Raw genomic sequence first — 12834 nt, 5'->3', positions numbered from 1 at the left:
CTAAGCGGGCGTCTCCGCCAGCTCCCGGCCGATCCGCCGCAGCTGACCGGTGGCGCCGCCGAGGGCGAACTCGGTCTCCTTGGCCGCCAGGAAGTAGCGGTGCGCCGGGTGATCGGTGTCCACGCCGACGCCGCCGTGCACGTGCACGATGGTGTGCGCCACCCGGTGGCCGGCCTCGGCGGCCCAGAACGCCGCACTGGCGACGTCGATTTCGGCGGCGATGTCTTCCGAGACCCGCCAGGCCGCCTGGGTGAGCGTGAGCCGCAACCCCTTCACGTCGATGTAGCCGTCGGCGAGCCGCTGTGACACCGCCTGGAAGCTGCCGATCGGGCGGTCGAACTGCTCACGCTCGCGGGCGTATTCGGCCGTCATCTGCAGGCCCCGCTCGAGCACCCCGAGTTGGAAAGCGCTGCGGCCCAAGGTGCCCAGCGTGCTAAGCCAGGTCACGACCTCGACGCCCCCGACCTTGCGGCTCTCGTCCACCTCGGTTCCCTCCAGGGCGAGATGACCGACGCTGCCCAGGCCGGTGGTTTCCAGCGCGGTCACCGTGACGCCCGGGTCGTCGGCGGCCACCAGGAAAACGGCCGTGCCGGAATCGGTTTCGGCGGGAACCAGGAACGCGTCGGCCACCGGGCCGAATCCGACCTGGGTGCGCGTCCCGGTCAGCCGGTAGCCTGCGCCGGCGCCGGCCGCCCGCACCGGCCCCTCGCCCATCTCGCCGTCGAGGGCCACAGCCAGCGTCTTCTCGCCGTTGACGGCCGGCGCGCCCCAATTCTGTTGCAGCTCTTCGGACCCGAAGCGGGCCAGGGCTCCAGCACCCAGCACCACCGACTCCAGGTAGGGCACGGCGGCCAGCTGGTGCCCCAGCGCGACCAGGATCGCGATCTGCTCGAGCGCCCCGAAGCCGTCACCGCCCAGCGAGGTGGCCGACGCGCTGGACAGGATGCCGGCGTCGATCAGCTTTGCCCACAGGTCGCGGTCGAAGCGCTGATCGAGCCCGTCGAGCTCGCGCTGGTGTTCGGGGGTGCATACCGACTCCACGATGGTGTCGACCAGGTTGCCGAGGTCGTGCGCCGCTTCGGTGGTGGTGAAATCCATGACGTCCGTCCTTCTATTACGTTGCGGCTCAGCGGTGCTTAACGGTTTCTAGGCAGACCGAGGGCGACCATGCCGATGATGTCGCGCTGCACCTCATTGGTGCCGCCGCCGAAGGTCAGGATCAGGCAGGCCCGGTGCATTCGCTCGACCCGGCCGCGCAGCAATGCGCCCGGCGAATTCTGGCGTACCGTCGCCGCGGTACCCAGCACCTCCATCAGCAACCGGTACGCCTCGGTGGCCAGCTCGGTGCCATACACCTTGGCCGCCGACGCATCGGCGGGCGACAGGGCTTCACTGGTGGCCGAGGCCAGCTCCCAGTTGATCAGCTTGAGAACCTCGGCCTTGGCGTGCACCCGGGCCAGGTTGATCTGCACCCACTCGGAATCGATCAACCGCGCCCCGCCGGCGTCCTTGGTGTTCTGGGCCCATTCACGAACCTCGCGCAGCGCCAGGAAGATCGGTTGCGGCGAGACCAGCGCCACCCGCTCGTGGTTGAGCTGGTTGGTCACCAGTTTCCAACCGCCGTTCTCCTCGCCGATCAGGTTGGTCACCGGCACACGCACGTCGGAGTAATAGGTGGCGCTGGTGTCCACCCCGGCCATGGTGTGCACCGGCGTCCAGGAGAAACCTTCGGCGGTCGTCGGCACGGTCAGCATCGAGATGCCGCGGTGCTTCTTGGCGTCCGGGTTGGTGCGGACCGCCAGCCACACCCAGTCCGCGTAGGCGATCAGGCTGGTCCACATCTTCTGGCCGTTGATGACGTAGTCGTCGCCGTCGCGGACGGCCGTGGTGCGCAGGTTGGCCAGGTCGGTGCCGGCTCCGGGCTCGGAGTAGCCGATCGAGAAGTGCAGCTCGCCGGCGGCGATCTTGGGCAGGAAGAACTTCTTCTGTTCCTCCGTGCCGAACGCCATGATCGTCGGCGCCACGCTGTTGATCGTCAGGAACGGCACCGGCACGCCGGCGATCGCTGCCTCGTCGGTGAAGATGAGCGAGTCCATCGGGGAACGGTCCTGGCCGCCGTACTCCTTGGGCCAGTTCAAGGTGAGCCACCCGTCCTTGCCCATCTGCGCGACGGTGTCGCGATACGCGGTGCCCGTCCCGACCTCGCCGCCCCCCGTCGAGGTCAGCGCCTCGCGGCGCTCCGGGGTCATCAGCGCGGTGAAGTACGACCGCAGCTCGCGACGCAGGTCCTCTTGTTCCGGGGTGTAACTGATGCGCATTTCAGCCGTCCTTCAGATTTACGACGTTCTTCAGTGACAAGCCTCGTCACAGGCCGCTGCTCGACCAACGGCTACCCGTCCGCCTTCCCGGTTGTAACACGTTCTAGTCTGGGAATCCAGCGACCGTTTCCCCAGCGGTGTCGGGGCCCTATGGTGGACCTACATGCTGATGAGGCGAGTCCTACGGTGAAGGCCAGGTTCAAGGAGGGTGCTGTGCGGGTGATCGTGGACCGTGACCGGTGCGAAGGTAACGCAGTGTGCTTGGGAATCGCCCCGGATATCTTCGACCTGGACGACGAGGATTACGCCGTGGTGAAGCTCGACCCGATTCCCGCCGATCAGGAGCAGCTGGCCGAGCAGGCGATCGCCGAATGCCCGCGCGCGGCACTTCAGCGCGGCGACTAATCCGAGCCCCGAGCGCGTAACCCGAAAACTAGAGGTATTCATAAATTGACTAGCAGCACGAACGCGACCGATCTCTCCGGAAAGGTCGCGGTGGTGACCGGTGCGGCCGCGGGCCTGGGCCGCGCCGAGGCGCTCGGCCTGGCCCGCCAGGGCGCGACCGTCGTCGTCAACGACATCGCCGCGGCGCTGGACGCCTCCGACGTCATCGACGAGATCAACTCCGCCGGGTCCAAGGCCGTCGCCGTGGCCGGCGACATCAGCGAACGCGCCACCGCCGACGAACTGGTTGCTCAGGCCGACTCGCTGGGCGGCCTCGACATCGTGGTGAACAACGCCGGCATCACCCGCGACCGGATGCTGTTCAACATGTCCGACGAGGAGTGGGATCTCGTCATCGCCGTGCACCTGCGCGGTCACTTCCTGCTGACCCGCAACGCGGCGACCTACTGGCGGTCCAAGGCCAAGGAGGCGGGCGGCCAGATCTTCGGGCGGATCGTCAACACCGCGTCGGAGGCCGGGCTGGTCGGTCCGGTCGGGCAGGCGAACTACGGCGCCGCCAAGGCCGGCATCATCTCGCTCACCCTGACGGCCGCACGAGCGCTGGGCCGCTACGGTGTCTGCGCCAACGCCATCTGCCCCCGCGCCCGCACCGCGATGACGGCCGACGTCTTCGGCGACGCACCCGAGGTGGAGGCGGGCGGCATCGACCCCTTGTCACCCGAGCACGTCGTCAATCTGGTGAAGTTCCTGTCGTCCCCGGCGGCCGCCGAGGTGAACGGACAGGTCTTCATCGTCTACGGTCCACAGGTGACGTTGGTCGCCGCGCCGACCGTGGAGCGGAAATTCAGCGCCGACGGCGCCGCGTGGGACCCGGCGCAGCTGAGTTCGACGCTGCAGGATTACTTTGCTGGCCGTGATCCTGAGCACAATTTTTCCGCCAGCGCGCTGATGGAACAATAGCCGCCGACGGCTGGCCGATTGGGGGAATCGCCAGGTAGAACGTGTGTCAGTTTGACACGCGACAAGTGCTTCTGACCAGCTGAATTAACGGTTCGGATAAGAAGTGCTGTTCATTGACATGGTGAACTTGTTCTGGGTTAATATGATCCGGCTCACACCGAGCCACGAGCGACCGTAGACGATGCAAAGGCCACACATAGACTTCGCCGAGACCAAACCGAGGGGGGGACCGCGTTGAGGGAACAACTCGCGGTCCCCGCCCGCGCCGTCGGCGGATTTTTCGAGATGATGATGGATACCGGCCGGGCGGCTTTCCGCCGGCCGTTTCAATTCGGTGAGTTTCTCGATCAGACGTGGATGATCGCGCGCGTGTCGCTGGTGCCCACGCTGTTGGTGTCCATCCCGTTCACCGTCCTGGTGGCCTTCACCCTCAACATCCTGCTGCGCGAGATCGGCGCCGCCGACCTGTCCGGCGCCGGGACGGCTTTCGGCACCATCACCCAGCTGGGCCCGGTGGTGACCGTGCTCGTCGTGGCCGGTGCCGGCGCCACCGCGATCTGTGCCGACCTCGGGGCCCGCACCATCCGCGAGGAGATCGACGCGATGCGGGTGCTGGGCATCGACCCGATCCAGCGGCTGGTCGTGCCGCGCGTGTTGGCCTCCACGGTGGTGGCACTGCTGCTCAACGGGTTGGTGTGCGCCATCGGCCTCTCCGGCGGCTACGTGTTCTCCGTCTTCCTGCAGGGCGTCAACCCCGGCGCCTTCATCAACGGGTTGACCGTGCTGACCGGGCTGCGCGAGCTGGTGCTGGCCGAAGTCAAGGCGCTGCTGTTCGGCGTGATGGCCGGCATGGTGGGCTGCTATCGCGGCCTGACCGTCAAGGGTGGGCCCAAGGGCGTCGGCAACGCGGTCAACGAAACGGTGGTCTACGCCTTCATCTGTCTGTTCGTGATCAACGTGGTGATGACCGCCATCGGCGTGCGGATCTCGGCGAAGTGACGGGACGGGTGCGCACGCGATGAGTTACGACGCCACACTGCGGTTCCGCCGCATCTTCACCCGCCTGCAGGAGCCGGTCGACGACTTCGGCGAGCAGGCGCTGTTTTACGGGCAGACCATGCGGTATGTCCCCAACGCGCTCACCCGCTACCGCAAGGAGACCGTCCGGCTGATCGCCGAGATGACGATGGGCGCCGGGGCCCTGGTCATGATCGGCGGCACGGTCGGTGTGGCGGCCTTCTTGACGCTGGCCTCCGGTGGTGTCATTGCCGTGCAGGGCTATTCGTCGCTGGGCAACATCGGCATCGAGGCGTTGACAGGATTCCTCTCGGCATTCCTGAACGTCCGGGTCGTCGCCCCCGTGATCGCCGGCATCGCGCTGGCCGCCACCATCGGTGCCGGTGCCACAGCGCAATTGGGAGCCATGCGGGTTTCCGAGGAGATCGACGCCGTCGAATGCATGGCTGTGCACTCGGTGTCCTACCTGGTATCAACCCGCCTGATCGCCGGGCTCATCGCGATCATCCCGCTGTACTCGCTGTCGGTGCTGGCCGCGTTCTTCGCGGCCCGCTTCACCACGGTCTACATCAACGGGCAGTCAAAGGGCCTCTACGACCACTACTTCAATACGTTCCTGATCCCATCGGACCTGCTGTGGTCTTTCCTGCAGGCCATCGTGATGTCCATCGCGGTCATGCTCGTCCATACCTATTACGGCTACAACGCTCACGGCGGTCCGGTCGGCGTGGGCATCGCGGTCGGCCAAGCCGTGCGGACGTCGCTGATCGTCGTGGTCGTCATCACATTGTTCATCTCGCTCGCTGTCTACGGAGCGTCCGGTAACTTCAACCTCTCCGGATAAGAGGACCGCTTAAAAGGACATGGCGAACACAGACGCGCGACGCACAACCGTCCGGCTGGCAGCAGCAGTGCTGGCCGGCCTGATGGTGGCTTTCGCTGTGCTGACCTACCTTTCCTATACAGCGGCGTTCGCGTCGATCGACACCGTCACGGTGTCGGCGCCCCGGGCCGGGCTCGTCATGGAGAAGGGCGCCAAGGTCAAGTACCGGGGCATCCAGATCGGCAAGGTCGAAACCATCGACTATTCCGGGGACCAGGCGCGGCTCACGCTCGCAATCAACAGCGACGATCTGCATTTCATTCCGTCCAACGCGGCGGTGCACATCGCGGGTAACACCATCTTCGGCGCCAAGGCGGTGGAATTCATTCCGCCCCAGACGCCTTCGCCCACGTCGTTGCACCCGGATGCGCACGTCGCGGCCTCTTCGGTGCAGCTGGAAGTCAACACGCTGTTCCAGTCGTTGATGGACCTGCTGCACAAGATCGACCCCGTCGAACTCAATGGGACGCTCAGCGCGTTCGCGGAAGGCCTGCGCGGTCACGGCGACGACCTGGGTGGCATCCTGTCGGGCTTGAATACCCTGACGCGCCAGGCCAACCCAAAGCTGCCCGCCCTGCAGGAGGACTTCCGCAAGGCCGCGGTCGTGGCCAACGTGTACGCCGACGCGGCCCCGGACCTGACCACCGTGGTCGACAACCTGCCGACGATCAACAGAACGGTCGTCGACCAACAGAAGAACCTCAACGACACGCTGTTGGCCACCATCGGCCTGTCGAACAACGCGTATGACACCCTGGCCCCGGCCGAACAGGACTTCATCGACGCGATCAACCGGCTGCGGGCGCCGCTCAAGGTGGCCGCCGAGTACTCGCCGGAATTCGGCTGCCTGTTCGCCGGAATCGACCGAGGCCTCAAGGAGTTCGGACCGATCCTTGGTGTGAAGAAAGCCGGCCTGTTCACGTCGTCGAGCTTCGTGCTGGGTGCGCCGTCTTATACGTATCCGGAATCGCTGCCGGTCGTGAACGCCTCCGGCGGTCCGAACTGCCGCGGCTTGCCCGACATCCCGAACAAGCAACACGGCGGGTCGTGGTACCGGGCGCCGTTCCTGGTGACCGACAACGCCAACATCCCGTACGAGCCGTTCACCGAACTGCAGTTCGACGCGCCCTCGACGTTGCAGTTCCTGTTCCACGGCGCCTTCGCGGAACGGGATGACTTCTGATGCCGGAAAGTTCGGGCATGCCGTCGCACCGCGAGATGATGATCAAGGTCAGCATCTTCGCGGTGGCCATGCTGTTGGTGTCGGCGGGTCTGGTGGTGGTGTTCGGTGACTTTCGGTTCGGTCCCGAAAGCACTTATCACGCAACGTTTACCGACGTGTCGCGACTGAAGTCCGGCCAGAAGGTCCGCATCGCCGGCGTACCGGTCGGGGCGGTGTCGGGCATCAAGCTCAACCCCGACAACACCATCGACGTCAAGTTCGGCGTCGACAAGCGCTACACGCTCTACTCGTCCACCCGCGCGGTGATCCGCTACGAAAACCTGGTCGGCGACCGGTTTTTGGAGATCACGTCGGGCCCCGGTGAGCTGCGCAAACTTCCGGCCGGTGCGACGATCAACAGCCAGCACACCCAGCCCGCACTGGACCTCGACGCGCTGCTCGGCGGTCTGCGGCCGGTACTCAAAGGCCTTGACGCGGACAAGGTCAACACGATCAGCAGCGCTGTGATCCAGCTGCTGCAGGGCCAGGGCGGGGCGTTGTCGAACGTGCTCGCCGACACCAGCGCGTTCTCCTCGGCGCTGGGCCAGCGCGACCAGCTCATCGGCGACGTAATCAACAACCTCAACACGGTGCTGACGACCGTCGATCAACGCAGCGCGCAGTTCTCGGCCAGCGTCGACCAGTTGCAGCAGCTGATCACCGGGCTGGCCCAGCACAAGGACGACATCGCGGGCGCCATCCCGCCGCTGGCCTCCACGACGACGGATCTGACGGACCTGCTGAAGAATTCGCGCCGGCCGCTGCAGGGCATCCTGGAGAACACCCGGCCGCTGGCCACCGAGATAGACAACCGCAAGGCCGAGGTGAACAACGACGTCGAACAGCTCGGCGAGGACTACCTGCGGCTGTCCGCGCTGGGCGCCTACGGGTCGTTCTTCAACATCTACTTCTGCTCCGTGACGATCAAGATCAACGGCCCGGCCGGCAGCGACATCCTCCTGCCGCTCGGTGGCCAGGTGGATCCCAGCAAGGGGAGGTGTGCTTTTGCCAAGTAACGCAAGGCAGGAGCGCGATCCACTGCGCACCGGCATCTTCGGTGTGGTGCTGGTGGTTTGCGTGGTGCTCATCGCGTTCGGCTACTCCGGATTGCCGTTTTGGCCGCAGGGCAAGATCTACGACGCCTACTTCACCGACGCGGGCGGCATCAATCCCGGCAACGCCGTGTATGTTTCGGGTTTCAAGGTCGGCAAGGTGACCTCGGTGGGTCTGGCCGGCGACAGCGCCAAGATCAGCTTCAGCGTCGACCGACACGTCGCCGTCGGCGACCAGTCGCTGGCCGCGATCCGCACCGACACCATCCTCGGCGAGCGCTCCATCTCGGTGACCCCGGCCGGTGGCGGCAAGGCGACCACCATCCCGCTCAGCCGCACGACGACGCCGTACACGCTCGCCGGTGCGCTCGAGGACCTGGGGCAGAACGCCAACAATCTGGACAAGCCGCAGTTCGAGAAGGCGCTGAACGTGCTGACCGACACGCTGCACGACGCCAACCCGCAGCTGCGCGGCGCGCTGGACGGCGTGACGTCGCTGTCGCGCACCCTGGACCGCCGCGACGAGGCGCTGCAAAGCCTTCTGGCGCATGCGAAGTCGGTCACCGGCGTGTTGTCCCAGCGCGCCGAGCAGGTCAACAAGCTGGTCGACGACGGCAACGAGTTGTTCGCCGCCCTCGACGAACGCCGTGACGCCCTGGCCCAGCTGATCTCGGGGATCCAGGATCTCTCGACGCAGATCTCCGGGTTCGTCGCCGACAACCGCAAGGAGTTCGGTCCCGCGCTGGGCAAGCTCAACGACGTGCTGTCCAACCTCAACGAGCGCCGCGACTACATCACCGAGGCGCTCAAGCGGTTGCCGACTTACGCCACCGAGCTGGGTGAGGTCGTCGGTTCGGGTCCCGGATTCAACGTAAACGTCTACGGCGTGATCCCAGCGCCGCTGCTCGCCACCATGTTCGACTTCTTCTACCAGCCCGGCAAGATGCCCGCCAGCCTCGCCGACTACCTGCGCGGCTTGATTCAGGAACGCTGGACGATCAGGCCGAAGTCGCCGTGATGCAGCGGATCATCCGTAGCCGGGGGCTGCGCTACGCCACCATCATCGCGCTGGTCGCGGTGCTGGTGGGTGGCGTGTATGTGCTGTCGTCGCAGGAGAAGAACCGCAAGATCGTCGGCTACTTCACCTCTGCGGTCGGCCTGTATCCCGGTGATCAGGTGCGCATCCTCGGTGTCCCGGTCGGGACCATTGACACGATCGAGCCGCGGCCCTCCGACGTCAAGATCACTATGGCCGTCTCGAAGGACGTGAAAGTCCCCAAAGACGCCAAGGCGATCATCATGTCGCCAAACCTGGTGGCTGCGAGGTTCATTCAGTTGACGCCGGCGTACACCGGCGGCGCCGAGATGGCCGACGGCGCCAGCATCGGTTTGGGCCGCACCGCCGTCCCGGTGGAATGGGACGAGGTCAAGGAGTCGCTGACCCAGCTGGCCGTCCAGCTCGGTCCGACGGCCGGATCCCTGCAGGGGCCGTTGGGCTCGGCGATCAACCAGGCCGCGGACACCTTCGACGGCAAGGGCCAGTCGTTCCACAACGCCCTGCGCGAGCTCTCGCAAGCCGCTGGGCGCCTTGGGGATTCGCGCGGCGACATCTTCGGCACGGTGAAAAACCTGCAGGTGCTCGTCAACGCGCTCTCGTCCAGTAACGAGCAGATCGTCCAGTTCGCCGGCAACGTCGCCTCGGTGTCTCAGGTGCTCGCCGACAGCTCGCGCCACCTCGACACCACCCTGGGCACCCTGAACAAGGCGCTGTCGGACATCCGGGGCTTCCTGCACGAGAACAACTCGACGATCGTCGATACGGTCAACAACCTCAACGATTTCGCGAAGACGTTGAGCGACCAGAGCGACAACATCGAGCAGGTGTTGCACGTGGCGGGCCCGGGTATCGCCAACTTCTACAACATCTACGACCCCGCGCAGGGCACCCTCAACGGTCTGCTCTCGATACCGGAATTCGCCAACCCCGTGCAGTTCATCTGCGGTGGCTCCTTCGAAACCGCCGCCGGGCCCAGGGCGCCCGACTACTTCAAGCGCGCCGAGCTCTGCCGTGAGCGGCTCGGTCCGGTGCTGCGCCGGCTCACCGTGAACTACCCGCCGCTGATGTTCCACCCGCTCAACACGATTACGGCGTACAAGGGCCAGATCATCTACGACACCCCCGAAACCCAGGCCAAGTCGGCGACGCCGGTGCCGCAGCTGACCTGGATTCCGGCCAAGGGCACCCAGACGCCGCCGGACGCCCAGAACCCGGCGGATCTGCAGGCCCTGCTGGTCCCGACGGCCCCACAAGCCGCTCCCGCACCGGGCCAACCGGCGCAGCCCGGTGCCGCTCCAGCTCCCGGCCCCGCCGCCGGAAGCGCCTTCGGTCCGCTGCCGGGCCCGCCTCCGGGCCAGGCGCCCAACGGGCCGGCGGCCGGTTTGGGCGGTGGCGGATGAACCGAATGTGGTTGCGGGCAGGCGGATTGGCGACGGGCAGCGTGCTGCTGGCCGGCTGCCAGTTCAGCGGGCTGAACTCGCTGGTGATGCCGGGCACCGCCGGCCACGGCAGCGGCGCGTATTCGATCACCGTCGAGTTGCCCGACGTGGCGACCCTGCCGCAGAACTCTCCGGTCATGGTGGACGACGTCACCGTCGGCAGCGTCGCCGGCATCGCGGCCGAACAGCGGACCGACGGATCGTTCTATGCCGCAGTCAAATTGGCGCTGGACAAAAACGTGGTGCTGCCCGCCAACTCGACCGCGACGGTCGCCCAGACATCGCTGCTCGGTTCGATGCACATCGACTTGGCGCGTCCCAAGGACAAGCCGGCCGTCGGCAAGCTCAAGGACGGGTCGAAGATCGCAGAGGCCAACACCGGCCGCTATCCCACCACCGAAGAGGTGCTCTCGGCGCTGGGCGTGGTGGTGAACAAGGGCAACGTCGGTGCGCTGGAAGAGATCACCGACGAGACCTACCGGGCCGTCGCCGGCCGGCAGGACCAGTTCGTCGACCTGGTCCCCAGGCTCGCGGAACTGACCTCGGGGCTCAACCGCCAGGTCAACGACATCATCGAAGCGGTCGACGGGTTGAACCGATTCTCGGCCAACCTGGCACAGGACAAGGACAACCTGGGCCGGGCGCTCGACACGCTGCCCGAAGCCATTCGCGTGCTCAACAAGAACCGCGATCACATCGTCGAGGCGTTTAGCGCGCTGCACAAACTGGCGAACGTCACCTCCCACATCCTGGCTAAGACCAAGGTGGACTTCGCCGCCGACATGAAGGACCTGTACTCGGTCGTCAAGGCGCTCAATGACAACCGGAAGAATCTCGTCACCTCGCTGCAGATCCTGCTGACGTTCCCGTTCCCCAACTATGGCATCAAGCAGGCCGTGCGCGGTGACTACCTCAACGTGTTCACCACCTTCGACCTCACCCTGCGCCGGCTGGGCGAAACGTTCTTCACCACGGCGTATTTCGACCCGAACATGGCCCACATGAACGAGATCCTCAACCCGCCCGACTTCTTGACCGGTGAACTGGCGAACCTGTCCGGACAGGCCGCGGACCCGTTCAAGATTCCGCCCGGCACGGCTTCGGGACACTAGGGGGCGGGCGCAGATGCACGACAGACTGACCAAGATCCAGCTGGTGATCTTCGCGGTGATCACCGTCATCACCTTGACCGTGATGGCGATCTTCTACCTGCGGTTGCCCGCGACGTTCGGCATCGGAACCTACGGCGTGAGCGCTGATTTCGTTGCCGGGGGCGGCCTGTACAAGAACGCCAACGTCACCTACCGCGGCGTGGCCGTCGGTCGGGTCGAGTCGGTGGGGCTGAGCCCCAACGGCGTCATCGCCGACATGCGGCTGAACAGCGGGACCGCCATCCCGTCGAACGTCACCGCGACCGTCAAAAGCGTGTCGGCCGTGGGCGAGCAGTACATCGACCTGGTGCCGCCCGGCTCGCCGGCAACGAGCAAGCTGGTCAACGGGTCTCGCATCGAGCGCAAGAACACCCGGATCGGCCAGGACGTCGCCGACCTACTGAAGCGCTCCGAGACCTTGGTCAACAGCCTGGGCGATACCCGGTTGCGTGAGCTGCTGCACGAGACCTTCATCGCGGCCAACGGATCGGGACCCGAGATGGCCCGGCTCTTCGAGTCCGCCCGGCTGCTGGTGGACGAGGCCAACGCAAACTACCCGCAAGTCTCGCAGTTGATCGATCAGGCCGGCCCGTTCCTGCAGGCGCAGATCCGCGCCGGTGCCGACATCAAGTCGCTGTCCGACGGGCTGGCGCGGTTCACCTCCGAGGTGCGTCAGGCCGACCCGCAGTTGCGCGACACCCTGGCGACCGCCCCCGGCGCCACCGACGAGGCGAGCACCGCGTTCTCCGGCATCCGTCCCTCTTTCCCCGCGCTGGCCGCCAGCCTGGCCAATCTGGGCCGGGTGGGGGTGATCTACCACAAGTCGATCGAGCAGCTGCTGGTCGTTTTGCCGGCGCTGTTCGCCGCGATCATCACGATGGCGGGCGGTCCCCCCCTCGACGAGGGTGGAAAGCTGGACTTCAAGCTCGACCTCAACGACCCGCCGCCCTGCGCCGTCGGCTTCCTGCCGCCGCCGTTGATGCGCACCCCTGCCGACGAGACGGTGCGCGAGCTGCCAAAGGACATGTACTGCAAGACCGCCCAGAACGATCCCAGCACCGTGCGCGGCGCCCGCAACTATCCGTGCCAGGAATTCCCCGGCAAACGCGCACCGACCATCCAGCTCTGTCGCGACCCGAAGGGCTACGTGCCGATCGGCCGCAACCCGTGGCGCGGTCCGCCGGTGCCCTACGACACCCCGGTGACGAACGGGCTGAACGTGTTGCCGCCCAACAAGTTCCCGTACATCCCGCCGGGCGCTGAGCCCGATCCGGGAACACCCATCGCCGGGCCGCCGCCGCCGGGTGTGGTGCCCGGCCCTGGTCCGTTG

At 66.2% G+C, this 12834-nt stretch carries 12 protein-coding genes; 10 read left to right on the top strand and 2 right to left on the bottom strand.

Annotated features, from left to right (window positions below):
* Both DQP58_RS06415 and DQP58_RS06410 read right to left on the bottom strand, forming a co-directional pair.
* The gene (locus DQP58_RS06415; protein WP_112707640.1) at positions 1–1098 is read right to left on the bottom strand and encodes an acyl-CoA dehydrogenase family protein; all 1098 of its coding nucleotides are present in this window, start codon (positions 1096–1098) and stop codon (positions 1–3) included.
* Between the two features lie 38 nt (positions 1099–1136).
* Positions 1137–2318, bottom strand: coding sequence for an acyl-CoA dehydrogenase (locus DQP58_RS06410; protein WP_066870564.1), 1182 nt, complete (start codon positions 2316–2318; stop codon positions 1137–1139).
* Positions 2319–2531: 213 nt separating this feature from the next.
* Here DQP58_RS06410 and DQP58_RS06405 point away from each other — a divergent pair, with 213 nt between their 5' ends.
* The 10 genes from DQP58_RS06405 to DQP58_RS06360 form a co-directional block, all read left to right on the top strand.
* Entirely contained in the window at positions 2532–2723 is a 192-nt protein-coding gene (locus tag DQP58_RS06405; protein ID WP_007772497.1) for a ferredoxin, read from the top strand.
* A gap of 45 nt (positions 2724–2768) precedes the next feature.
* Positions 2769–3683 (top strand): 3-oxoacyl-ACP reductase, encoded by a 915-nt coding sequence (locus tag DQP58_RS06400; RefSeq protein ID WP_112707639.1) that lies wholly within the window; start codon positions 2769–2771, stop codon positions 3681–3683.
* A gap of 234 nt (positions 3684–3917) precedes the next feature.
* Positions 3918–4682 carry an MlaE family ABC transporter permease gene (locus DQP58_RS06395; protein WP_014379050.1) on the top strand — a complete coding sequence of 255 codons (765 nt, stop codon included), beginning with the start codon at positions 3918–3920 and terminating at the stop codon, positions 4680–4682.
* Positions 4683–4701: 19 nt separating this feature from the next.
* Complete coding sequence (locus DQP58_RS06390; RefSeq protein WP_007772500.1) at positions 4702–5544, top strand: MlaE family ABC transporter permease; 843 nt, start codon at positions 4702–4704, stop codon at positions 5542–5544.
* Between the two features lie 19 nt (positions 5545–5563).
* The gene (locus tag DQP58_RS06385; RefSeq protein ID WP_112707638.1) at positions 5564–6766 is read left to right on the top strand and encodes an MCE family protein; all 1203 of its coding nucleotides are present in this window, start codon (positions 5564–5566) and stop codon (positions 6764–6766) included.
* Entirely contained in the window at positions 6766–7821 is a 1056-nt protein-coding gene (locus DQP58_RS06380; protein WP_112707637.1) for a virulence factor Mce family protein, read from the top strand. The genes DQP58_RS06385 and DQP58_RS06380 overlap by 1 nt, the downstream gene beginning before the upstream one ends.
* On the top strand, positions 7811–8875 hold the full coding sequence (locus DQP58_RS06375) for a virulence factor Mce family protein (protein WP_112707704.1): 1065 nt from the start codon (positions 7811–7813) through the stop codon (positions 8873–8875). The genes DQP58_RS06380 and DQP58_RS06375 overlap by 11 nt, the downstream gene beginning before the upstream one ends.
* Positions 8875–10314 (top strand): virulence factor Mce family protein, encoded by a 1440-nt coding sequence (locus DQP58_RS06370; RefSeq protein WP_112707636.1) that lies wholly within the window; start codon positions 8875–8877, stop codon positions 10312–10314. The genes DQP58_RS06375 and DQP58_RS06370 overlap by 1 nt, the downstream gene beginning before the upstream one ends.
* Positions 10311–11465, top strand: coding sequence for a virulence factor Mce family protein (locus tag DQP58_RS06365; RefSeq protein WP_112707635.1), 1155 nt, complete (start codon positions 10311–10313; stop codon positions 11463–11465). The genes DQP58_RS06370 and DQP58_RS06365 overlap by 4 nt, the downstream gene beginning before the upstream one ends.
* A 13-nt stretch (positions 11466–11478) precedes the next feature.
* The coding region (locus DQP58_RS06360) for a virulence factor Mce family protein (protein WP_133259346.1) at positions 11479–12834 on the top strand (1356 nt) is incomplete at its 3' end.

Origin of the sequence: Mycobacterium colombiense (genome assembly GCF_003284975.1) — a bacterium.
GTDB lineage: Bacteria > Actinomycetota > Actinomycetes > Mycobacteriales > Mycobacteriaceae > Mycobacterium > Mycobacterium europaeum_A.
This window is presented reverse-complemented; position numbering and strand designations above follow the sequence as displayed.